The sequence below is a fragment of the Pseudomonas schmalbachii genome, from assembly GCF_017589465.1.
GTDB classification, from domain to species: Bacteria; Pseudomonadota; Gammaproteobacteria; order Pseudomonadales; family Pseudomonadaceae; genus Pseudomonas; species Pseudomonas schmalbachii.
The window spans coordinates 367762-391184 of record NZ_JAELYA010000002.1 but is presented as its reverse complement, the minus strand read 5'-3'; the positions used below and the strand labels follow the sequence as shown (position 1 = coordinate 391184).

At 66.4% G+C, this 23423-nt stretch carries 19 protein-coding genes; 8 read left to right on the top strand and 11 right to left on the bottom strand.

Annotated features, from left to right (window positions below; translation table 11 throughout):
* Positions 1 to 8 precede the first annotated feature (8 nt).
* The 4 genes from prmC to JFY56_RS07270 all read left to right on the top strand — a co-directional run bounded on the left by prmC (position 9) and on the right by JFY56_RS07270 (position 3009).
* Positions 9 to 839 (top strand): peptide chain release factor N(5)-glutamine methyltransferase, encoded by an 831-nt coding sequence (gene prmC / locus JFY56_RS07285; RefSeq protein WP_208312867.1) that lies wholly within the window; start codon positions 9 to 11, stop codon positions 837 to 839.
* The gene (locus JFY56_RS07280) at positions 833 to 1588 is read left to right on the top strand and encodes a molybdopterin-synthase adenylyltransferase MoeB (protein WP_208312866.1); all 756 of its coding nucleotides are present in this window, start codon (positions 833 to 835) and stop codon (positions 1586 to 1588) included. The genes prmC and JFY56_RS07280 overlap by 7 nt, the downstream gene beginning before the upstream one ends.
* A complete protein-coding gene (gene murI, locus JFY56_RS07275) occupies positions 1581 to 2375 on the top strand; it encodes a glutamate racemase (protein WP_208312865.1) in 795 nt (264 codons plus the stop codon). The genes JFY56_RS07280 and murI overlap by 8 nt, the downstream gene beginning before the upstream one ends.
* 112 nt (positions 2376 to 2487) lie before the next feature.
* A complete protein-coding gene (locus JFY56_RS07270) occupies positions 2488 to 3009 on the top strand; it encodes an acyloxyacyl hydrolase (RefSeq protein ID WP_208312864.1) in 522 nt (173 codons plus the stop codon).
* Between the two features lie 340 nt (positions 3010 to 3349).
* On the opposite strand, the gene JFY56_RS07265 is transcribed toward JFY56_RS07270, so the two are convergent.
* On the bottom strand, positions 3350 to 4303 hold the full coding sequence (locus JFY56_RS07265; protein WP_208312863.1) for a MerR family transcriptional regulator: 954 nt from the start codon (positions 4301 to 4303) through the stop codon (positions 3350 to 3352).
* Between the two features lie 263 nt (positions 4304 to 4566).
* Complete coding sequence (locus JFY56_RS07260) at positions 4567 to 5550, bottom strand: NAD(P)/FAD-dependent oxidoreductase (protein WP_208312862.1); 984 nt, start codon at positions 5548 to 5550, stop codon at positions 4567 to 4569.
* Between the two features lie 284 nt (positions 5551 to 5834).
* Between JFY56_RS07260 and JFY56_RS07255 the strand changes: the two genes are divergently transcribed.
* On the top strand, positions 5835 to 6737 hold the full coding sequence (locus JFY56_RS07255) for a TIGR01777 family oxidoreductase (RefSeq protein ID WP_208312861.1): 903 nt from the start codon (positions 5835 to 5837) through the stop codon (positions 6735 to 6737).
* Between the two features lie 179 nt (positions 6738 to 6916).
* A complete protein-coding gene (gene hemH, locus JFY56_RS07250) occupies positions 6917 to 7939 on the top strand; it encodes a ferrochelatase (RefSeq protein ID WP_208312860.1) in 1023 nt (340 codons plus the stop codon).
* A gap of 152 nt (positions 7940 to 8091) precedes the next feature.
* Here the strand turns inward: hemH and JFY56_RS07245 are convergent, their stop codons facing one another.
* The 6 genes from JFY56_RS07245 to JFY56_RS07220 form a co-directional block, all read right to left on the bottom strand.
* Positions 8092 to 11151, bottom strand: coding sequence for a multidrug efflux RND transporter permease subunit (locus tag JFY56_RS07245; RefSeq protein ID WP_208312859.1), 3060 nt, complete (start codon positions 11149 to 11151; stop codon positions 8092 to 8094).
* 1 nt (position 11152) lies between these two features.
* On the bottom strand, positions 11153 to 12280 hold the full coding sequence (locus tag JFY56_RS07240; protein WP_208312858.1) for an efflux RND transporter periplasmic adaptor subunit: 1128 nt from the start codon (positions 12278 to 12280) through the stop codon (positions 11153 to 11155).
* A gap of 350 nt (positions 12281 to 12630) precedes the next feature.
* Positions 12631 to 13725, bottom strand: a complete 1095-nt coding sequence (locus tag JFY56_RS07235) for a DUF1513 domain-containing protein (RefSeq protein WP_208312857.1) — start codon at positions 13723 to 13725, stop codon at positions 12631 to 12633.
* A gap of 4 nt (positions 13726 to 13729) precedes the next feature.
* Complete coding sequence (locus JFY56_RS07230; protein ID WP_208312856.1) at positions 13730 to 14791, bottom strand: imelysin family protein; 1062 nt, start codon at positions 14789 to 14791, stop codon at positions 13730 to 13732.
* Positions 14792 to 14805: 14 nt separating this feature from the next.
* A complete protein-coding gene (locus JFY56_RS07225) occupies positions 14806 to 16224 on the bottom strand; it encodes a di-heme oxidoreductase family protein (RefSeq protein WP_208312855.1) in 1419 nt (472 codons plus the stop codon).
* A gap of 320 nt (positions 16225 to 16544) precedes the next feature.
* On the bottom strand, positions 16545 to 17882 hold the full coding sequence (locus tag JFY56_RS07220) for an imelysin family protein (RefSeq protein ID WP_208312854.1): 1338 nt from the start codon (positions 17880 to 17882) through the stop codon (positions 16545 to 16547).
* 163 nt (positions 17883 to 18045) lie between these two features.
* On the opposite strand from JFY56_RS07220, the gene JFY56_RS07215 reads away from it, so the two are divergent.
* Positions 18046 to 18618 (top strand): LemA family protein, encoded by a 573-nt coding sequence (locus tag JFY56_RS07215; protein WP_208312853.1) that lies wholly within the window; start codon positions 18046 to 18048, stop codon positions 18616 to 18618.
* Between the two features lie 40 nt (positions 18619 to 18658).
* The gene (locus JFY56_RS07210; RefSeq protein WP_408004390.1) at positions 18659 to 19534 is read left to right on the top strand and encodes a GIDE domain-containing protein; all 876 of its coding nucleotides are present in this window, start codon (positions 18659 to 18661) and stop codon (positions 19532 to 19534) included.
* A gap of 11 nt (positions 19535 to 19545) precedes the next feature.
* Here the strand turns inward: JFY56_RS07210 and JFY56_RS07205 are convergent, their stop codons facing one another.
* From JFY56_RS07205 to JFY56_RS07195, 3 genes are all read right to left on the bottom strand, one after another.
* Positions 19546 to 21594: a putative bifunctional diguanylate cyclase/phosphodiesterase gene (locus tag JFY56_RS07205; protein WP_208312851.1), complete on the bottom strand. Its 2049-nt coding sequence runs from the start codon at positions 21592 to 21594 to the stop codon at positions 19546 to 19548.
* 281 nt (positions 21595 to 21875) lie between these two features.
* Positions 21876 to 22457 (bottom strand): superoxide dismutase [Fe], encoded by a 582-nt coding sequence (sodB, locus tag JFY56_RS07200; protein ID WP_208312850.1) that lies wholly within the window; start codon positions 22455 to 22457, stop codon positions 21876 to 21878.
* Positions 22458 to 22813: 356 nt separating this feature from the next.
* Entirely contained in the window at positions 22814 to 23416 is a 603-nt protein-coding gene (locus JFY56_RS07195) for a LysE/ArgO family amino acid transporter (protein WP_208312849.1), read from the bottom strand.
* Positions 23417 to 23423 lie beyond the last annotated feature (7 nt).

The window sequence follows — 23423 nt, the reverse complement described above, 5'->3', positions numbered from 1 at the left end:
CAACACCGATGTCGACCATCCTCACCCTGCTCAACGACGCGCAACTGCCGGACTCCCAGACCGCCCGCCTCGATGCCGAGCTGCTGCTCGCCGCCGCGCTGGGCAAGCCGCGCAGCTTCCTGCGTACCTGGCCGGAGCGACTGGTCGACCGTGAGACGCGCGAGCGCTTCGAAGGCTGGATCGAGCGCCGCCGCGCCGGTGAACCGGTGGCCTACATCCTCGGCCACCAGGGTTTCTGGAGCCTCGATCTGGAAGTCGGCAAGGACACCCTGATCCCGCGCCCGGATACCGAGCTGCTGGTGGAATCCGCGCTGCAACTGCTGCCGGCCAGCCCGGCGAACGTGCTCGATCTCGGCACCGGCACCGGCGCCATCGCCCTGGCCCTGGCCTGCGAGCGCCTGAGCTGGCACATCACCGGTGTCGACCGGATTCCCGAAGCCGTGGCCCTGGCCGAGCGCAACCGCGCGCGCCTGCACCTGAACAATGCCGGCTTCCGCCGGAGCCACTGGTTTTCCGCGCTGGCCGGCGAGCGTTTCGCGCTGATCGTCAGCAACCCGCCGTACATTCCCAGCGGCGATCCGCATCTGCGCCAGGGTGATGTACGCTTCGAGCCATCGAGCGCGCTGGTGTCCGGAGCGGACGGCCTCGACGATATCCGCCTGATCATCGAACAGGCGCCGAATCATCTGGAGCACGAGGGCTGGCTGATGCTCGAACATGGTTACGACCAGGGCGCCGCGGTGCGCGATCTGCTGCAGAGCCGCGGCTTCGACGCTGTGGACAGCCGCCGCGACCTCGGCGGTCACGAACGTATCAGCCTGGGGCGCTGGCCATGCTGAGCGACCAGGAGCTGCTGCGTTACAGCCGGCAGATCCTGCTGCCGCAGATCGACGTCGATGGCCAGTTGCGCCTGAAACAGGGGCGCGCGCTGATCGTCGGGCTCGGCGGGCTCGGCTCGCCGGTGGCGCTGTACCTGGCCGCGGCCGGCGTCGGTGAGCTGCATCTGGCCGATTTCGACACGGTCGACCTGACCAACCTGCAGCGGCAGATCGTGCACGACAGCCAGACCGTCGGCCGCAGCAAGGTCGATTCCGCCATCGCCCGTCTCACCGCCCTGAATCCGGACATCCGCCTGGTCGGCCATCCGCGCGCGCTGGACGAGGACTCCCTGGCCGACGCCGTGGCGGCGGTCGACGTGGTGCTCGACTGCTGCGACAACTTCTCCACCCGCGAGGCGGTCAATGCCGCCTGCGTGGCCGCTGGCAAGCCGCTGGTGAGTGGCGCGGCGATCCGCCTGGAAGGGCAGCTGTCGGTGTTCGACCCGCGTCGCGACGACAGCCCCTGCTACCACTGCCTCTACGGCCACGGCAGCGAAGCCGAGCTGACCTGCAGCGAAGCCGGCGTGGTCGGCCCGCTGGTGGGGCTGGTCGGCAGCCTGCAGGCCCTGGAGGCACTGAAGCTGCTGGCCGGCTTCGGCGAGCCGCTGGTAGGCCGCCTGCTGCTGGTGGATGCCCTGGGCACGCGCTTCCGCGAACTGCGGGTCAAGCGCGATCCCGAATGCGCGGTATGCGGGGCGGCGCATGCCTGATCAGGCGCCGATCGGGGTATTCGATTCCGGCGTCGGCGGGCTGACCGTCCTCCACGAGATTCGCGCCCGTCTGCCGCAGGAATCGCTGATCTACCTCGCCGACTGCGGCCATGTGCCCTACGGCGAGAAAACCCCGGAGTTCATCCGCGCGCGCTGCCACAGCATCGCCGACTTCATGCTCGGGCGCGGCGCCAAGGCGCTGGTGATCGCCTGCAACACGGCGACTGCCGCCGCCGCGGCCGATCTGCGCGAAGCCTACCCACAGGTGCCGATCGTGGCGATGGAGCCGGCGGTGAAACCGGCCGCCGAGGCGACCCGCTCCGGCACGGTCGGCGTGCTGGCCACCACCGGGACGCTGAAGAGCGCGCGCTTCGCCGCACTGCTGGATCGCTTCGCCAGCGATGTGCGGGTGATCACCCAGCCGTGTCCGGGGCTGGTCGAGCGCATCGAGGCGGGCGACCTGTCCGGGCCGCAGACCCGCGATCTGCTCCGGGGCTTCGTCCAGCCGCTGCTGGCGGAAGGCTGCGACACACTGATCCTCGGCTGCACGCACTATCCGTTCCTCAAACCCTTGCTGCGCGAACTGGTCCCCGCCGACGTATCGCTGATCGATACCGGTGCGGCGGTGGCGCGCCAGCTCGAACGCCTGCTGCTGGCGCGCGAGATGACTGCCAGCGGGCCGGCGCGAGCGCCCGAGTTCTGGACGACCGGAGCGGTGGAAAACATGCAAGGCGTGATGCCGGTGCTCTGGGGAAGTGCCGAGAAGGTCGACTTTTTTGCCGGTTGAGACAACTTTTACCGGCGAAACCGCCCTGTTTTAAGCTAGCTTTAAGTCGATTGTGTATGAACGCTCTTATACTTATAAGGCGTCTTCATTACGTCTAAATAAGGAAGTTTCGATGAGAAAAACATTCGCGCTTGCGACAGCTGTCGCATGCTGTCTGTTGCAGTCGCTGAATGCGCAAGCAGCCGATGTGTCCGTGGCGGTCGGAGGCAGCAACGAAGGCAACATGGTGTACCGCGTGGGGGCGGGGTTCGCCTGGGACAAGAGCTGGTGGGAAAGCTCGACCGGGCGCCTGACCGGCTACTGGGACGCCGGCTACACCTACTGGCAGGGGGGAGACGACGACGACAGCGAGCACTCGCTGTCCTTTGCGCCGGTATTCGTCTACGAATTTTCCTCGGGCTCGGTACAACCCTTCATCGAGGCCGGCATCGGCGCCGGACTATTCAGCAGCACCCGAGTGAGTGGTCAGGACCTTGGCAGTGCGCTGCTCTTCGAGGATCGCCTGGGCTTCGGCCTGAAGTTCGGTGGCGGTCATACCATCGGTGTTCGTGCCCTGCATTACTCGAACGCGGGTCTGAAACAGCCGAATGACGGCATCGAATCCTACAGCCTGTACTACAGCATGCCGCTGTAAGGTCGGATTATCTGAAGAACCGGATCGTGAGGTCCGGTTTTTTTATGCCTGAATACAGCCATCCGACATCCAGAGCCGCCTGGCACGAATCGCGGGCATGGCCCGCTACGGTTAGCTCGTGCAGAACGTAGGGTGGAAAACGGCGAAGCGGATGGCCGCCCCGCCTTTCCCCCATCAAGCGCGGTGCGAGGGGGCGGTGGACAAGCTTTGCGTTGTCCACCCTACAAAAAGCACCATCGGCGGCAAGACAGTTGCTCCTGCACTTTGTGGCAGGACGGGAAACCGCCGTCCCCAATAATCGGCGATGAATCTTTTTATGCCTGTCGGGACGAGTGACGGCTTATCCCGCCGAGCCCTGGAGCAGCCGCAGTTCCTGGAGGGCGTGCAGCGTCGAGAGCGGGTCGCGGGCCAGGTGCAGGCCGGGGTTGTTGTCGGCCAGTTCGGCCAGCTCCTGCCCATGGATACACACAGCCGCTCCGCCGATCAGGCGCGGACAGTCGATACCCGCAAGTAGGCGCTGCAACTGCGCGAGGTTCAGCGTGCGGCTGGAGTACAGCAGGACGCCACGCGGTCGCAGGCGTTCCACGGCGAGCGCAAGTTCGCCGGGCGGCAGTGGCCAGTCGAACACCACGATCGGGCAGCCGGAACTGCTCGCCAGCCAGGCGCTGAGCCAGAGTCCCGGTTCCAGCGCCTGGTCCGACTGGTTGACCAGCAGCAGCGGCGCGCCGGGCTGCTGGCGATTGTGATGGTAGAGGCGGGTGCCGAACTTGCTGCGTAGCCAGGAATGGAAGAACACGCGTTCCAGCTGGTTGCCGAACTGGCCCTGCCAGCGCCGTTCGAGCTCGTCCAGCAGCGGTTGCATGAAGTGCTCGCAGAGGGTGCCGGCCGGGTAGATGGCCAGGGCTCCATTGAACAGTTCGTCCAGGCGGCGTTCGTCGATCTGGCCGATGGCGGCCAGGCTCTGCTGGAGCAGGGCATCCCATGGCGAAACGCTATCTGCCACGCGGGCGCTGTCGTTCAGCAGCAGGTCGCGGATCTTGCTTACGGCGACGCCGCGTCCCAGCCAGGTGAGGATGTTGCGGATCTGCGCAACCTGCTCTTCGGAATACAGGCGATGCCCCTTCGCCGTGCGCTGCGGGGCGACCAGGCCATAGCGCCGTTCCCAGGCGCGCAAGGTCACCGGGTTCACGCCGGTACGTCGCGCCACTTCGCGGATCGGTAGCTGGCTGTCCGTATGCGCCCCGTGTCGCTGGGCGCTCCGCCTGATTGCCGGTGCATCATGGCCTTGGGACATGTTGTGGTCCTGTCAGATGGCGGTGCGCGCCTTGAGCCCGCCGTCGCGTCTGTGCCGGTGGGCATTGGCGGCAGGTCTGGATTTTGGCGGCATGGAGGAGGGAGAGGGCATGGGCTGTCGGGGGAGTGATCGGCTCGTACGGTTTCTATTCATGATAGGTTCAAAGCTATACATGAACAAACTCGCTGTACAATTTCTGAGCAGGTTCCGCGGCAGGCGATAACGCAATCACCCGGCGTTGGAGCCGGGTGATTGATGCAGGATCAGAGGTGTTCGAGCAACCGGCGGGCGGCCTCCAGGCCGCTCAGCCAGGCGCCTTCGACCCGGCCGGACAGGCACCAGTCGCCGCAGGCGTAGATGCCCAGTCCGCCATCGGCGAGGGCGCCGATCTGGTGGGCCTCGCTCGGGCGGGCATAGAGCCAGCGGTGCGCCAGGCTGAAGTCGGGCTCGGGCACGGCGCAGCCGATCATCTCGGCGAAGGTGCCGCGCAGGGTTTCGCACACCTGCTCCTTCGGCAGATCGACGTGCTGGCGGCTCCAGCTGCTGGTGGCGTGCAGTACCCAGGTGTCCATCTGGCCGTCGCGGCCTGGCTTGCTGCGGTTGCTGGCCAGCCAGCTGAGCGGGCCTTCCTGCACGAAGCAGCCTTGCACCGGCGTTGCCAGCGGTTCCCTGAAGCCGAGGGCGACGGCCCAGGTCGGCTCCATGGCGATGCTGGCGGCAGCCGCGGCGAGCTTCGGCGCGCTGGCCAGCAGCGCCGCCGCCTGCGGTGCCGGGGTGGCGATCAGGACGTGGCTGAACGGGCCGTGGGTCTTGCCTTCGGAGTCCTGCAACTGCCAGTGCTCTTCGCCGCGATAGACCTCGGTGATCCGGCAGCAGAAGGTGGCGGTCAGGTCCTGCAGCAGGGCGCGGGTGATCGCGCTCATCCGTGGCGTACCGACCCAGCGCGGCTGTTCGTCGGGCGACGGGCTCAGGCGGCCGTCGCGGTATTCGTAGAGATCTGGGTCCCAGTCTGCGACCCAGCCCTCATCCCGCCACTTCTGCACGGCGTCGAGGAAGCGGCGGTCGCGCGCAGTGAAATACTGCGCGCCGAGATCGAGTACGCCGGCCTCGCTGCGTTTGCTGGCCATGCGGCCGCCGCTGCCATGCCCCTTGTCGAACAGTTGGACATTCTGTCCGGCGTTGCGCAGGGCGTGAGCGGCGGAGAGTCCGGCGATTCCGGTGCCAATGATGGCAATGGGGGCGCTCATGACGTGCCTCGTTGGTTGCTTTCTACAGATTAGCGAGTGGGCATGCCTTGTACAATCGAATTGATCTGTACAGATATCCCTGTTCCAATCGCGCGCTGCGATTGGCTCCGTCCTCGCCTCGCCGAGGCCCGAAATGCCGCCCTTTCCATTGCGGACTGCAGGTACGTGGGACCATGGCATTTACAGAGTAGACGGTCGGCAATCGCAGAACAGACACTTCGATGCAAGTGTCGTGCACTCGTCCAGACTGATGGTAGGTGCAGCTACGCAAGGAGGAGTTCGTCATGCACATTCTGCTGACTGGGGGAACCGGGTTGATCGGCCGTCGCCTGTGCCGGCACTGGAACGCTGCCGGCCACCGGCTGACAGTATTGAGTCGCCACCCCGAGCGGGTCGCGACCCTGTGCGGAGCTGGAGTACGCGGTATCGCCAGCTTCGAGGAGCTGGGCGACGAGCAGTTGGATGCAGTGGTCAACCTGGCCGGAGAGCCGATTGCAGACCGCCCGTGGAGTGCCAAGCGCAAGGCGCTGCTGTGGGAAAGCCGGGTGCGCCTGACCGAGCGTCTGGTGGAGTGGCTGGAGAAGCGCAGCCAGCGACCGGCGGTGCTGATCAGCGGCTCGGCGGTCGGCTGGTATGGCGACGCCGGAGAGCGTCCGCTGGGCGAAGACAGCACGGCGGCGGGCGAGGATTTCGCCAGCGAGCTGTGCCTGGCCTGGGAGCAGGTCGCGACGGAGGCCGGCAAGCTCGGCATCCGCGTGGTGCGTGTGCGCACCGGACTGGTGCTGGCGCCGGACGGAGGTTTCCTGCAGCGCATGCTGACGCCATTCCGCATGGGCGTCGGCGGGCAGTTGGGCAACGGTCGGCAGTGGATGTCCTGGGTGCATATCGACGACGAAGTGGCGCTGATCGACTTTCTCCTGCAGCGGCCGGACGCCGAGGGTCCTTATAATGCGTGCGCGCCGCAGCCGGTGCGCAACCGCGATTTCACCCGCGCCCTCGGCGCGGCGTTGCAGCGGCCGACGCTGCTCGGCGTGCCGGGTTTCGCCCTGCGCATGCTGCTCGGTGAGATGTCCGTGCTGCTGCTCGGTGGCCAGCGCGTGATTCCGCAGCGGCTGCAGGATGCGGGCTTCCAGTTCCGCTTCACCGATCTGCCGACGGCCCTCGCGGATGTGCTGAAGCCGCGCTGAGCGTGCCTGACGAAAACGATGATGAAGAACCTGTTCAAGGTCTCGCCGAGCGCAGCTCAGGCAAGGCAGAAAGCAGGCGAAAAGCGCAGTTTACGAGCTGTAAATGAGCATTTGAGCCTGCTTTTTAACGCCGCATGAGCAAGCGCAGGCAGACATTGAACAGATTCTAAGGAAGATGCATGACCGATCACGCCCTGCTGCTGGTCAACCTGGGCTCGCCGGCTTCCACCAGGGTCGAGGACGTACGCCGCTACCTCGACCAGTTCCTCATGGACCCCTATGTCGTGGACCTGCCCTGGCCGCTGCGTCGGTTGCTGGTGTCGCTGATCCTGCGCAAGCGCCCGGCGGAATCGGCGCATGCCTATGCATCGATATGGTGGGACGAGGGTTCGCCGCTGATCGTCCTCAGCCGGCGCCTGCAGGAGGCGATGCGCAAGCACTGGGCGCATGGCCCGGTGGAGCTGGCGATGCGCTACGGCGAGCCGTCCATCGAATCGACGCTGCTGCGCCTGAGCGACGACGGCGTGCGCGAGGTGACCTTCGCGCCGCTCTATCCGCAGTTCGCCGAGAGCACCACCACCACGGCGATCGAGGAAGCACAGCGGGTGATCAGCGAGCGCGGCATGCACCTGAAGCTGAAGGTGCTGCCGCCGTTCTACGACCAGGCCGAGTACCAGCAGGCGCTGGTGGAGAGCGTGCGGCCCTATCTGCAGCAGCCGCATGACCACCTGCTGTTGAGCTTCCATGGCCTGCCGGAGCGGCATATCCGCAAGCTGGTCAAGGACCCCGGCCACGACCTCGCCGCCGCCAGCAGCCGTGGGGTGGGCGACGACGTACTCGCGGTCTGCTATCGCAGCCAGTGCCTGCGTACCGCGGAGAACTTCGCCGCTGCGGCGGGGCTGGCGGACGGGCGCTGGTCGGTGTCGTTCCAGTCGCGGCTGGGCCGGGCCAAGTGGATCGAGCCCTACACCGAGGCGCAGCTCGACAGCCTGGCGAAGCAGGGAGTGAAGCGCCTGCTGGTGATGTGCCCGGCCTTCGTCGCCGACTGCATCGAGACGCTGGAGGAAATCGGCCAGCGCGGCGCCGAGCAGTTCCGCGCGGCGGGCGGCGAGGAGCTGGTGCTGATTCCGTGCCTGAACGACCAGGAGATATGGGCGCAGGCGCTGGCGAGGATGTGCGAGAGGTTGCCGACGGCGGTTTGAGGGAAGTTATGGAGTCGCGGGCTAGACCCTCACCCCAGCCCTCTCCCAGAGGGAGAGGGGGGTTGTACGGAGTAGCCGGTAAGCACGGATTTCCACCTTGGCACTGGGTAGTCCCCTCTCCCTCCGGGAGAGGGTTAGGGTGAGGGCAAGCCTCAATGCGCCGCCACCGCCTCCGTTACCACCTTGCTATCCGGCTTCGCCAGCAGCGTATACACGCACGGCAGGACGAACAGGGTGAATAGCGTGCCGATGCTCATCCCGGTGGCGATCACGATGCCGATGTCGAAGCGGCTGACCGCGCCGGCGCCGGTGGCGATCAGCAGCGGGATCACGCCGAGGACCATCGCCGCGGTGGTCATCAGCACCGGGCGCAGGCGGATCGCCGCGGCTTCCTCGACCGCCTCGCGCACCGACAGCCCGCGTTCGCGGCGCAGCTGGTTGGCGAATTCGACGATGAGGATGCCGTGCTTGCTGATCAGGCCGATCAGCGTCACCAGGCCGACCTGGGTGTAGATGTTCAGGCTCGACAGGCCGAGGAACAGCGGTATCAGTGCGCCGCAGATCGACAGCGGCACTGTGACCATTATCACCAGCGGGTCGCGGAAGCTCTCGAACTGCGCCGCCAGCACCAGGAAGATCACCGCCAGCGCCAGGCCGAAGGTGACCAGCAGCGCGCTGCCTTCCTGCACGTACTGGCGCGATGCGCCGGCGTAGTCGAAGGTGAAGCCGCGCGGCGCTTCCTCTTCGGCGATCTGGCGCACCGTGTCGATGGCGTCGCCCATGCTGGCGATCGGCATGCCGGAGATGATCACCGCGTTGAGCTGCTGGAACTGGTTGAGCTGGCGCGGTCGCGCGCGCTCGTGGACCTTGACCAGGGTGGACAGCGAGATCAGTTGGCCGCTCTCGCTCTTCACGTAGTAGTTGGTCAGCCAGCCCGGATTGTCGCGGAACTGCCTCTCGACCTGGGCGATCACCTTGTAGCTGCGTCCGTCGATGGTGAAGCGGTTGATCTCGCCCTCGCCGAGCAGGCTGGCCAGGGCGATGCCGAGGTCCTGCATGGACACGCCCATCTGCGCGGCCTTGGCGCGGTCGATGTCGATCACCAGTTCGGGCTTGTCGAAGGCCAGGTCCATGTCCATGAAGGCGAACTTGCCGGATTGCTCGGCGCGCTTCTTCACCCGCTCGGCGACCTGCAGCAGCGACTGGTAGTCGTTCGCCGTATTGATCACGAACTGGAACGGCAGGCCCTCGCCGGTGCCCGGCAGCGACGGCAGGTTGAAGCCGAACACCTGCAGGCCGGGGATCTTGTCCAGCTCGGCCTGCACCGCGAAGAGCAGCTCCATCTGCGTGCGTTCGCGCTCGTCCCAGGGTTTCAGCAGCATGCCGCCGATGCCGGTCTGCACGCCGTTGTAGCCGTTGATCTGGAACGACGAGTAGTACTCGGGGAAGCGCTTGTAGATATCCTCGAACTGCGCCGTGTAGTGGTTCATGTAGTCGAGGTTTGCGGTCTGCGGCGCGCTGGACATGAGGAAGACGATGCCCTGGTCTTCCTCGGGAGCCAGTTCGCTCCTGACGAACATCGGCTGCAGCATGAGCGGGATCAGCGCCATGACGATCAGCGCGAACACCAGCACCACCGGCCGCGAATTCAGGGTGGCGTGCAGCAGGCTCTGGTAGCGGCGCTTCAGCCCCTCGAAGATCAGGTCCAGGCGGTGCGCCAGGCCGCTGGGGTTCTCGTCATGGCGCAGCAGGCGCGAGCACATCATCGGCGACAGGGTCAGGGCGACGATGCCGGAAATGATCACCGCGCCGGCCAGGGTGAAGGCGAATTCCTTGAACAGCGCGCCGGTGAGGCCGCTGAGGAAGCCGATCGGCGCGTACACGGCGGCGAGGGTGATGGTCATGGTGATCACCGGTACGGCGATCTCCCGCGCGCCCTCGATGGCGCCTTCGTACGGCGTCTTGCCTTCCTCGATATGACGGTGGATGTTTTCCACCACCACGATGGCGTCGTCCACCACCAGGCCGATGGCGAGCACCATCGCCAGCAGCGTCAGCAGGTTGATCGAGTAGCCCATCGTCTGCATGAAGAACAGCACGCCGATCATCGACAGCGGAATGGTCACCACCGGGATCAGCACCGAACGCAGCGCGCCGAGGAACAGGAAGACCACGACGATGACGATCAGCACGGCCTCGCCAAGGGTCTTCACCACCTCGTCGATGGAGGCCTGGATGAAGCGCGTGGCGTCGTAGGCGATGGACACCTTGAGGTTCGGCGGCAGCTGTTCTTCCAGTTCGGGCATCTTCGCCCGCACTTCCTTGATCACGTCCAGCGGGTTGGAGCTGGGCGTGCCCTTGATGCCGATGTACACCGAGGGAATGCCGTTGAACGAGCTGACCGAGTCGTAGCTGGCCGCGCCCAGTTCGATGCGCGCCACATCGCTCATCAGCACGCGGCGGTCGCCGGCGGTCTTCAGCGGGATGGCGGCGAAGGCCTCGGGAGTCTTCAGGTCGGTGGCGGCGTTGACGCTGGTGAGCACCAGCTCGCCCTTCACCTCGCCGGCGGCGGAGAGGAAGTTGTACTGGCGCACGGCGTCGTTGATGTCGCTGGCGGTGATGCCGTAAGCGGCCATCTTCACCGGGTCCAGCCACAGGCGCATGGCGAACTGCTGGTTGCCGAGGATTTCCGCCTCGGAGATGCCGGGCAGGGTGGCGAGCTTGGGCTGGATCACCCGCGACAGGTAGTCGGTGATCTGCGGGTTGTTCATCTGCTCGCTGTAGAAGCTGATGTACATCAGCGCCGAGGCGTCGGCCGACTCCTTGTCCAGGATCGGGTCCTCGGCATCCGGCGGCAGTTGGGTCTTCACCTCGCCGATCTTCGACAGCAGCTCGGTCACCAGGCGGTCGGTGTTGGCGCCGATCTGCGCGTGGATGGTGATCACCGAGAAGTTCTGCCGGCTCACCGAGGTCATGTAGTCGATGCCTTCGGCGCTGGCCAGGCTCTGCTGCAGCGGCTGGGTGATGTAGCCCTGGATGGTCTCGGCGTTGGCCCCGGCGTAGAAGGTGGTGACGGTAATCAGCGCGTTTTCCATCTGCGGATACTGGCGGATCACCAGCTTGCTGAAGGCCTGCATGCCGAGCAGGACGATCAGCAGGCTGATCACCGTCGCCAGCACCGGGCGACGGATGAAGGGATCGGTAAAGGCCATGTCACTGCCCCCGCTGGGCATTGGTTTCGCGGACGATCGCGACGTTGGTACCGGTATCCAGTTTCAACTGGCCGGAGGTCACCACGTCGTCGCCGGCGGCGAGGCCTTCGAGGATCACCGCCATGCCTTCGCGGCGGTCGCCGACCTTGATGTAGCGGCGCTCGACGGTCAGTTGCGGCTGGCCCTTGGCGTCGGTCTCGGCCTTGCCGTCCTTGCCCTTCTTCGGCACTACCACGTACACCGAGTTGCCGTAGAGGGTGAAGGTCACCGCGGTTTCCGGCACCACTACGCGCCTGGCGTCGCCGGGCAGGTGCACTTCGAGGTCGGCGAACATGCCCGGCAACAGCTTGCCGTCCGGGTTGGCCATGCTGGCGCGGACCAGCAGGTTGCGGGTTTCATTGTCCACCCGCGGGTTGATCGCCTCGATGCGGGCGTGGAATTCCTGCTGTGGATAGGCGGCCACGTGCACGGACACGGTCTGCCCGGTCTTCAGCAGGGGGAAGTCCTGTTCCGGCAGGAAGAAGTCCACCAGCAGGGTGGAGAGGTCCTGCAGGGTGGCGATGGCGGCGCCCGGTGACAGGTAGTCGCCGACATCCACCTGACGGATGCCGATGGTGCCGCTGAAGGGCGCGAGGATGCGTTTCTTGGCCAGCGCCGCTCTGAGCTGGGCGACGCGCGCGTCGTTGCGCTTGAACTGTGCGGCGAGCCGGTCGTACTCGCTCTTGGAGATCGCGCCGCGACTCACCAGGTTGCTGCCGCGCTCGTACTCGACCTTGGCCAGCCCGAGATCGGCCTCGGCGGTGCGCCGGGTGGCTTCCTCGACGGCGTTTTCCAGTTGCAGCAGCGGCTGTCCTTCCTTGACCTTGTCGCCGGAGACGAACAGCACATCGCGCACGGTGCCGGAGACTTCGGCGGTGAGCGTCACGCCCTGGTTGGCGCGCAGGGTGCCGATGGCCGGCAGGCGGTTCTGCCAGGTGCGCTCCTCGGCCTTCACGGCGGAGACGCTGACCGGCGGCATGGGCGCGGAGTACTGGGCGATCTGCTCGCGAATGGAGAGGTATTTAGAGCCGGCGAGCACCGCTACAACAACGGCAACCACCGCCAGCATGATCAGCATGCGGCGCAACATCTTCCTGTTCCCTGGTATGGACCTTTCGATTAACCGTCCGGAGTTCGGCGCGATCCGGATATCGCAAGGGTTTCGACCGGTCCTGGAGTCGATTGGTGCCCCATTGCGGGGCGGGAAGAGCACCTTAGTACCAGTCACTGGCTCCAGTCAAAGATCGTGGGGTTACAAGAGGTTATTCCGGCGGGGATTTTCGGCATCCTGCGGCGATCAGGTTGATGAAGTGTCATTACGCAGGATGGGTTGAGCGAAGCGATACCCATCGCATTGGCGCCCAAAACCGGGTAGGGCGGGTGCAACCCGCCACATCGCCAATGGCGGGTTGCACCCGCCCTACGATATGCACCGCATTTTCACGCCATATGCAGGTGGTTGTCCCAGAAGGCCGGCGGCAGGTCGAGGGGCTGGGCGGCGATGCGTTCGGCGCGGCAGTCGTAGTAGCGGCAGCGGCCCTGGCCGGAGGTGACGACGAAGCCGTCCTTCACCGCGCCGACGCCGGCGCAGTCCGGCAGCGGGGCGTCGAGGCGCACGGCGCCGCTGTCCAGGTCCCAGATGAAGAAGCGGTTGCCGCGTGGCGCGGTCAGCGCGACCAGGCGCAGGTCGTCGTGGATGGCCACGCTGGCGGTGTACTGGACCATCGCCAGGCGCTGCTGCTCGCCGAGCGGGAAGGGCTGGAACGCCTGGCCCGGGCGCTTGATCGCGAGCAGGTCGGCGTGCTCGTGGGCCTCGCCCATGTACTGCTGGCCGGCGACGATGGTGCCGTCGCTGGCGATGGCCAGGTGGCGCACGCTGTTCATCTGCTGCGGCAGGGTTTCCTTCGAGATCAGACCACCGTCGCGGCGCATCAGCACCAGGCTCGGCTCCATGGCGTCGAGGTTCATCTCGACGCGGCTTTCCGCCTCGGTGCGGATGCCGCCGTTGGCCACCACCAGGGTTTCGCCGTCGGGCATCCAGGAGACCTGGTGCGGGCCGAGACCGTGGGTGGAAACCTCGCCACTGTGGCTCAGCTTTTCGCCGTCGAAGCGATAGACGCCGAGCAGGCCGCGGCCCGGGTCGGTGGTGTCGTTCTCGGTGGCGTACAGCCACTCGCCATCCTTGTGGAACACGCCGTGGCCGTAGAAATGCCGGTCCGGCTGCGAATCCACGGTCTGCAGCAGGCGGCCGTCGTCGAGGTGGATCAGATAGCTCTGCCGACCCGGGCGGCGGGCGACGAACAGCGCCACCGGCAGCTCCGGGTGCTGGACGATATCGTGGCAGCGCATGCCGACCTGGGTGGCGAACACCTGCGTACCGTCGAGGCGGTAGCCCACCGCATAGTGCCTGCCGTCCGCGTCGTCACGGGCGGACAGCAGCAGGGGCTCCTTGCCCTTGCGCGACAGCGTCCAGCCGCCGAGGGTAAGGGCGCCGAGCAGCAGGCTGCCCAGGCCCAGTACGTGACGTCGCAACATTCAGTCAGTCACCGTCGTTTGCGTTGAAACCAAGCTGTACGCCCAGCGCTTTCGCCAACTCGCCCTCGTGCAGGCGATGGACTACGTTCAGGCTGTCGTACAGCGTGTTGAGCTGGGCGATGCCTTCGTCGCTCTTCAGCAGTTCGCCCAGCGGCTGTTTCAGCGCGGCGAGCTTGGCGTGGGTGTCGGCGTAGGCGGCGTCGATCTTGCCGGCCAGTTCCTTCTGTTCGCCCGGCAGCAGGGCGCGCAGGCCCTTGCCGTCGGTACCGTTCCACAGCGCCTGGGCGCCGACCAGGCTGGAATCGAGGCTCGCCAGCGAGGTATCGCTGCGCCAGCCCTCGGCCTGGAACGGCTGCGGGATGCCCTTGCTCTGCCGGCCCAGCGGCGTGCCGAGCTTCTTCTTCAGCGAGTCGAGGGCGGTGACCTGCACGCGCAGCAGTTCGGAAATCGCCTCGCGGGCGTCGGCATAGCGGTCGTTGGGGAACTTGCTGAGCTGGGCGAGCATGCCGCCGTCGTTCTTCCAGCGACCGAGGATGTCCTGCGCCAGCGCCTGCTGGTGTTCGCCGATGGCTTCCAGCAGCGGGCAGTAGCGCGCCTTGGCCTGGGCGTCGGCGAGGTCGATCTTGGCGTCGAAGAGGATGTACTCGTAGGCGGTCAGGCCCTGCACCACCACGCTGGAGCGGGACAGCAGTTCCGGGGTGACCTGCGGGTTGGCGTTGAGCAGTTGCTCGACCTGGCGCGCCACCAGGTTCTTCTTGTCCGGCCAGAACTGTACCTGCCAGGAGCGGTTGCCTTCGGCCAGCGGGCCGACCAGCAGCGGCTGCAGCTCGGCCCAGGCCTTCTGCGCGGCGAGGAAGTCGGCGCGGGCCCTGGCCAGGTCTTCCTTGCCCTGGCAGTAGGCGAGGGCGCTGGCGGACAGGGCGCGGTCGGCATCGACCCAGCGGCTGTAGGCCGGCAGGATCACCTGCTGGGCGAGGGCGGCGCTGGTGGTCGCCTGCGGGTCCTGCGGCGAACAGGCGCCGAGGGCGATGGCAAGGCTGGTGATGAGTAGTCGGGGGCGGAACATTCCGTTTCGTCTCCTTATAGGGAATTCAGGAAGGCCAGCAGGGCGCGGCGTTCGTCGGCGTCGAAGGCGAGTACGCGCTGCTTCGATGCTTCGGCTTCGCCGCCATGCCAGAGGACGGCCTCCAGCAGGTTGCGCGCGCGGCCATCGTGGAGGAACTGGGTGTGCTCGTTGACGATATGGGTGAGGCCGATGCCCCACAGCGGCGGTGTGCGCCAGTCGCGGCCGCCAGCGAGGAATTCCGGGCGGTTGTCCGCCAGGCCGTCGCCCATGTCGTGCAGCAGCAGGTCGGTGTAGGGGCGGATGACCTGGTCGGATACTTCCGGGCCGAGCACCGCATTGCCCTTGCCGGTGATGAACTTGGGAATGTGGCAGGCGGTGCAGCCGGCGTCCTTGAACAGCTCGCGGCCGGCCAGCACGCGCGGATCGCTGACGTTGCGGCGGATTGGCACGGCGAGGTTGCGGGTATAGAAGGCCACCTGCTCGAAGATGCGCTCGCTGACCTCGGGCTTGCCGCCATTGGCGGCAGTCCGGCAGTCGCTCTGGGCCGCGGTGCAGTCGTCGGCACCGAGCTGGCCGGAGGTCAGGCCCATATCGCTGGCGAAGGCATGGGCGTTCTGCTGCGCCACGTTCGGCTGTCCGGCCTTCCAGCCGAAGCGGCCGAGCACGGTCTGCTGCAGGCTCTCGTCCCACACGCGATTGGGGCGGCCGCGGATGCCGTCGCCGTTGCGGTCATCGGGGTCGGCGTTGGTCAGGATATCCGCTTCGGGAATCGCTTCCAGCAGGCCGAGGCCGATCACCGGCGGGGCGACACGGGCGGAGAACATGGTGTCGGGGTGCATCGGTCCGTAGCCGAGCCGGGTGATGCGCAGGATCGGCTTGCGCAGTTCGACCACCGTGCCGTCCTTGAAGGTCACCGGCACCGCTTCGTAGTCCATGCGTACCTTGCCTTCGGGCGCCACGCCGGGAATCCCGACGTCCTGCAACTGGCCGCCGTAGACCGGCTCTGGCACCACGCCGAGGCGTTCGAGGGTGGCGGCATCGTCCGGCCCGGCGGGAATCGACAGGCGTACCAGCATGGACACCGCGTTGCTGGCGTCAGGCTCCGGCGGGTGACCGCGACCGTCCTTGATGTGGCAGCTCTGGCAGGCGCTGGCGTTGTACAGCGGGCCGAGGCCGTCGCGCGCGGTGGTGGTGGAGGGGGCGATCACCCAGGGGGCGGTGAAGAAGCTGTCGCCGACGCTGAAGTCCAGGCGCTGCCCGGGCAGCAGGTTGGCCGACGGCAGGGAGAAGGCGAAGCGGTCGTTGCGCTTGACCGTGGTCGCGCCGCCGGAAAGGGCCTCGCCCGGCTCGGCGACCGGCGCCGGCTTGCACGCGGCGAGCGCCAGGGCGGCAAGCAGAACGGCAAGTCGCGAAAAGGTCGGGCGGCGGGGCATCAATGAGATCCGGGAGTGCGAAAAACGGGCTGCCAATCTTAGCAGTTGGGTCAAATGCGAATATGAAAAATTTGGGTTTGCACCGACGTAGGTTGGCGCTGAGCGCAGCGAAGCCCGACATCTGCCGAGCGTGGCACCGTTGGGCTTCGCAAGCTCAGCGCCAACCTACGAATGACAAGTCTCCGGCACCCGGCATGGGTATCGCTTCGCTCAACCCATCCTACAAGCCTGGGCCTGTTGGGCTTCACTGCGTTCAGCGCCAACCTACGAACGACAAGGCCCCGCCGGGGCGGGGCCTTGTCGTTGTCAGCCGGGCTCGATCAGAAGGTGTGATCGGCGGTGTCCGGCTTCAGGTCCTGCACGCCGACGGCGGTCGCGGCCTTCTCGATGGCGCCGGTCTGGGCGACCAGCGAGGCGATCACGTCGCGGATCTTCTGCTGATCGTCCTTGGCATCGGGAGCGATCATCTGGTCGAAGTGCACGTTCTCTTTCTCGGCGCGATCGACGATGACCTGCAGCTTGGCCTGGGTGGCGTCCAGGTCGGCCTTCAGGGCGGTGTCGGCGGCCGGGTCGACCTTGGCGACCAGCTCGGACAGGCTCGGGCCTTTCACCACGCTGCCATCCACGCGCTGGTACTCGCCCAGGTAGATGTTGCGGATGCCCTTGGCATCGAAGAACAGGGTGTGGTGGGTGTCGTCGCTGAAGCAGTCGTGCTCGTCTTCGGTGGAGTTGGCTTCCAGGGCGACCTTCATGCGCTCGCCGGCCAGTTCGCCGAGGGACAGGCTGCCCAGGCCGAAGAACATCTTGCGCAGGTTGTCGTCGGTGCTGCCGGCTTCCAGCTTGGCACGGTAGTTGTCGGCGACGCCGGCCTTCCAGTTGCCGACCATCTCTTCCAGCTGGGCGACCAGCAGGTCGGTGACGGCCTTCAGGTACTGCGCGCGGCGGTCGCAGTGACCGTTGCTGCAGTCGGCGCCCTGGGCGTAGTCGGTGAACGGACGGTTGCCGGCGCCCGGATTGGTGCCGTTCAGGTCCTGGCCCCAGAGGAGGAATTCGATGGCGTGGTAGCCGGTGGCGACGTTCGCCTCGGAACCGCCCAGCTCGTTCAGGCTGGCCAGTTTCTCGCCGGTGATTTCCTTCACGTCGAGCTTGTCTTCGCCGATCTGGATCTCGGTGTTGGCGACGATGTTGGCGCTGGCGCCGGCATTGCCTTCGGCGTGCTGGTAGTCCTTGGCGACGTAGTCGATCAGGCCTTCGTCCAGCGGCCAGGCGTTGACCGCGCCTTCCCAGTCGTCCACCACGGCGTTGCCGAAGCGGAAAGCTTCACTTTGCGAGTAGGGCTTGCGCGCGACCAGCCAGGCGTCGCGGGCGGCTTTCAGGGTTTCTTCGCTGGGCTTGGCGATCAGCGCGTCGACAGCGGCCTGCAGCGCCTTGGCGGTGGTCAGGGCGTCGCCGAAAGTGGCTTCGGCGATATCGGCGTAGTTCTTCACCACGGCCTTCACGGCGGCGTCGTCGACCTTGGCGGCCGGGGCGCTGCTCTGGCTGCTGGTCGCCGGAGCGGCTGCCTGGCTGGCGGGGGCATCTTTCTTGTCGTCGCCGCAACCGGCGAGGGAAATGGCGATAGCCAGCAGACTGGCGCTTGCCCAGGACATACGAGTCATGGCGGGTTCCTTAAGCATGAGTGAAGAAGATGCGCTGCGCGAAAAAACCGCGACATAATGCGAAAGATTTTCATTTTTGAAAAGTGCGAAAAGCAATGTATATGGCGGATCAACTGGCCACATGCCGTTAGAATCCCGTCGACCCTGTTCAAGGAGAACATCGATGAGTCTTTTCCTGGTTGCGCTGTGGGTGATAGGGATTCTGCTGGCCGGCTACCTGGTGGTGCTCTACAACGGCCTGGTGCGGCTCAAGCATGGGGTCGGCAAGGCCTGGGCGAACATCGACGTGCTGCTCAAGCAGCGCCATGACGAACTGCCCAAGCTGGTGGAGGCCTGCAAGCAGTACATGCAGCACGAACGGCAGACCCTGGAGCAGGTGATCAGCGCGCGCAACGCCGTGGCCAGCGCCCGCGAGCGCGGCGACATCGGCGCCCTGGGACGTGCCGAAGGCGGGCTGCGGGCCGGCCTCGGGCAATTGTTCGCCCTGGCGGAGAACTACCCGCAACTGAAGGCCAACGAGAGCTTCCAGTTCCTCTCCCAGCGCATCAGCGGGCTGGAGAACGGCATCGCCGACCGCCGCGAGCTGTACAACGAGGCGGTCAACCTGAACAACGTGCGCATCGAGCAGTTCCCCGACCTGCTGGTCGCCCGCCTGTTCGCCTTCAAGGCCGCGCAACTGCTGCAGGTGAGCACGGCGGAAAAGGCCGACGTCGACCTCAAGGCACTGTTCGGCTGAGCGCGGCATGAGTTCCGGCAACCAGTGGATCTTCCTTGCCATGGCCTGTGCGGCCAGCCTCTATGGCGGCTGGCGCTGCATCCGCTATTTCGCCCAGGCGCGCCTGCTGTCCGACGTGCCGACCTCGAAGATCCGTTCCGCGGCGCAGGGTTTCACCGAGCTCTACGGGGTTCTCGAAGAGGGCCCCGAGGCGGAACTGCGCGGCCCGCTGACCGGCAAGCCGTGCCTGTGGTGGCGCTACCGGATCGAGGCGGAGCAGCGCAACAGCAAGGGTGAAAGCTCCTGGCGCACGGTGGAGAAGGGCGTCAGCGAGGGCTGGTTCGGCCTGCGCGATGCCACCGGCAGTTGCCTGATCGACCCGCGTGGCGCCGATGTGCGGCCGCTGACCCGCGATCGCTGGGAAGGCCGCCAGCGCCATCCACGCGGCGCCGCGCCGGCTCCCGGCCTGCTCGGCCAACTGCTCGGCGCCCCCGGCAACTATCGCTATACCGAGGAACGTCTGCAGGTCGGCCAGCCGCTGTATGCGCTGGGCGATTTCCATTCTTCCGGCGGCGGTCGCCAGGGGCTGGATATCGAGCGCGCGCAGGCGGCGGTGATCCGCGAATGGAAGGGCGATTTCGCCGGCCTGCTGACGCGTTTCGACAGCGACGGCGACGGCCAGCTCGACGAGCGCGAATGGCAGCGGGTGCGCCTGGCGGCGCAACTGGAAGCCGAGGATCGCCACCGCGCCAGCAGCGCCGCGCCGACCCGCCACCGCCTGGGCAAGCCGGCCGAGCGGCAGCCGTTCATCCTCTCCAGCTACGGCGAGGACGAGCTGGGAGGGCGCCTGCGCTGGCTGGCCGCCGGGCATGGTGCGTTGTGCCTGGGTGGAGCATTGCTGGGGGCGTGGTTCTACGTGCAGCTAGGCGGCCTCTGAGGCACCACCCATCACACCTCATTGTTCAGGCGCTGTACCTGCTTGAGCTGCTGGGTCAGTTCGCGTGCCGGCAGCGGTTTGCCGTACAGGTAGCCCTGGCCTTCGTGGCAGCCCTGGGCGATCAGGTAGATTTCCTGGTCGAGGGTCTCCACGCCCTCGGCGATCACCTGCATGCCGAGGTTCTTGCCGAGCTGGATGATGGCGCGAACGATGGTGGCGTCGTCGTCGTTTTGCTGCAGGTCCTGGACGAAGCTGCGGTCGATCTTGATCTTGTCCAGCGGCAGGCGGTTCAGGTAGCTCAGCGATGAATAGCCGGTGCCGAAGTCGTCGATGGCGATCTGCGCGCCGGCCCGGCGCAGGCTGTTCAGGTGCTGGGCGGCGGCGCCGATATCCTCCATCAGCGCGGTTTCGGTCACCTCCAGTTCCAGGCTGCGCGGCGGCAGGCGGTGCTTCTGCAGCAGGTTGCTGACCACCCGCGGCAGCGCCGAGTGACGCAACTGCACCGCCGACAGGTTGACCGCCATGCGCAGGCCGTCGAAGCCCAGGTCGTGCCATTCGCGCAACTGCTCGCAGGCCTGGTCGAGCACCCATTCGCCGATGTCGAAGATGCTGCCGTTCTGCTCCGCCAGCGGGATGAACAGGTCCGGGGCGACCAGTCCGCGCGTCGGATGCTGCCAGCGCAGCAGCGCTTCGACGCCGACCACGCGGTGATTGGTGTAGTTCACCTGCGGCTGGTAGACCAGGCGCAGTTCGCCGCGCCCGAGGGCTTCGCGCAGGTCCTTTTCCAGCTCGCGGCGGCGGCGCATCTCGCTGTCCACGCTGGCGATGTAGAACTGGTAGCGGTTGCGCGAGCGATGCTTGGCCAGGGTCATGGTCTGCTCGGCCTTCTGCAGCAGCTTCTCGGCGGTGTTGCCGTCCTCGGGATAGAGGGTGATGCCGATGGTGGCGCGCAGGTGGATGGTCTGCTCGTCCAGTTCGAACGGGGTTTCCAGGTCGTCGAGGATGCGCTGGGCCAGTCCGGCCGCTTCGTAGGGCTGCTCGATGTCGGCCTGGACCAGGGCGAACTGGTCGCCGCCCAGCCGGGCCAGCGTGCCGATGTGGGCGCTGGTCGCGCGCAGGCGTTCGGCGAAGGCGACCAGCAACTGGTCGCCGAACTGGTAGCTGTACTGTTCGTTGATCCCCTTGAAGTCGTCCAGGCCCAGGCACAGCACCGCCACCGAGCGTTTCAGGCCGCTGCTGTCCTCGAGAATCCGTTCGAGGCGCAGCTGCAGCAGCTGGCGGTTGGGCAGGCCGGTGAGGAAGTCGTACTGGGAAATGCGCAGCAGGCTGTCTTCGGCCTCGCGGCGCAGGTGGCCGTTGCGCTCGATCGACTCCAGCAACTGGTTGGCGGTCTTCACCCACAGGCCCAGTTCGTTGTCCTCGTGGCCGCGCAGCATGGGCAGCTTGCGCTGGCCGGGATGGTCCGGGTTGATCTTCGACAGGTGCTCGATGAGGCGCGACAGCGGCTTGGTCAGCAGCCAGTGGTAGATCAGGAACAGCACCAGGCCGAGGACCAGGGCGCGGAGGATGCCGGCGATGAAGATGAACACCGAGGAAGCGACGAAATCGTTGCCATAGGGGGCGGTGTCGAGGGTGATCTTCAGGTCGCCGTAGTATTCGTGCGCCTCGTCGCGGCTGGTCAGCGGGATCGAGTAGCTCATCTCGGCGCCGAAGATCGGATCGGTCAGCCAGCGGCTCGGCGATTCCAGCAGCGGGCGCGAGCGTTCGGCGAGCATGGGTTCGTCGGGCTGGCTGATGGCGGCGTAGCGCACCGCCTCGTGCTGGAACAGGCCTTCCAGGACCTGCATGGCCATGTCGCGGTCGAGGCTGTAGATCGCCTGGGTCGACGGGTCGCGGAACATCGCCAGGATGTGTTCGGCTTCGCTCTGCGCCACGTGCCGCGCCGTGTAGGCGTTGAAAACGATCTGCGCGCAGCTGAGCACCACGCCGACCGCGAGAGCGGCGAGCAACACGACACTCAACAGCTTGAACGACAGGCTGTGTCGGGGGGCCAGTTTCAAGGCGGGCATCCTTGTTCTTCGCCGGAGGTGAATGACCGGTCTGAGGACGCTTCCCTGGTCCGCTGTGCGTCAGCCATGGGCGGTGAACATGCCTGCTCTGGCTTGGGCTCGCTCTGTCCTGAGCGTTTTTCGAGTATTGGCAATCGCCCGGATAGAGTCAAAGGGCCGTCGGCATTTTTCCGTCGCTTTGTGGCGTGGGCGGCTGGCGTCATGGCTTGCTCGGGCGGAAAAAAGGAAACCCGGCTGGTGTGGCCGGGTTTCCGATGTGCTCTGGGGAGCTATCAGGCAGCGAAGTTCTTCGCCACGAAGTCCCAGTTCACCAGGTTCCAGAACGCCTCGACGTACTTCGGACGCAGGTTGCGGTAGTCGATGTAGTAGGCGTGTTCCCAGACGTCGCAGGTCAGCAGCGGGGTGTCGCCGCTGGTCAGCGGGCAGCCGGCGCCGATGGTGCTGGCCAGGGCCAGGGAACCGTCGGCCTTCTTCACCAGCCAGGCCCAGCCGGAGCCGAAGGTGCCGATGGCGGTCTTGGTGAACTCTTCCTTGAACTTGTCGAAGGAACCGAAGGCGGCGTTGATGGCGTCAGCCAGGGCACCGGTCGGCTGGCCGCCGGCGTTCGGAGCCAGGCAGTTCCAGTAGAAGGTGTGGTTCCAGACCTGGGCGGCGTTGTTGAAGATGCCGCCGGAAGAGGTCTTGACGATGTCTTCCAGGCTCTTGCCTTCGAATTCGGTGCCCGGAACCAGGTTGTTCAGGTTCACCACGTAGGTGTTGTGGTGCTTGCCGTGGTGGTATTCCAGGGTTTCCGCGGAAATGTGCGGCTGGAGGGCGTCTTTCGCGTAAGGCAGCGGCGGCAATTCGAAAGCCATGGTGTTTCTCCTATTTCTTCATCAGGTCAAGGCTGGCGCTGTAGGCGCGTTACCGGTGCACGGGGCCGGCAGGGTGATTGTCGCGGCAGCAGGACGTCACTGAAATGGATCCCGAAGGACAGGCCAGCGCGCCGGTTGTGTCCGGAAGCCTTGGCTTCCGGCACCGCGAATCGAGGATCATAGCACCCGCCCCCAGGCATATCCACGCAGCAACTGTAGGGTCAAAGCCTTGCGCCAGGGCCGTCCGCGGACTGCCCAGACTTGTAGGATGGGGTAGGTTGGGCTGAGCCTGCGAAGCCCAACGGAATTGGAGCAGTCCCCGACAGATGTTGGGCTTCGCTGCGCTCAGCGCCAACCTACGCGGCGAACACCAGTTGCGCGGCCACGCCGAGCATCATCGCCGCGACCATCAGGTCGAGCAGGCGCCAGGTCGCCGGGCGTGCCAGCCAGGGGGCGAGCCAGGCGGCGCCGACGGCGAGGGTGAAGAACCACAGCAGCGAGGCGCTCGCCGCGCCCATGGCATAGGCGCCGGGCGCGGCCTGCTGGGCGCCGAGGGAGCCGATCAGCAGCACGGTGTCGAGATACACGTGCGGATTGAGCAGGGTGACCGCCAGCGCCGCCAGCAGCACCGCTTTGCGCGAGCGCGGCCCGGCGTCGCCGTTGCGCTCCAGCCCTTGCGGAAATACAGCGCGGTGTAGCGCCTTGAGGCCGTACCAGATGAGGAAGGTGGCGCCGCCCCAGCGTGCCACGGCGAGCAGCGTGGGGCTTTCCGCCAGCACCTTGGCCAGGCCGAACACCCCGGCGCTGACCAGCAGTGCGTCGCACAGCACGCAGAGCGTGGCTACCGACAGGTGGTGCTCGCGGCGCAGGCTCTGGGCGAGGACGAAGGCGTTCTGCGCGCCGATGGCCATGATCAGGCCGGCGGCCACCAGCAGGCCGTTCAGATAGCTTTGCCACATGGGAGGA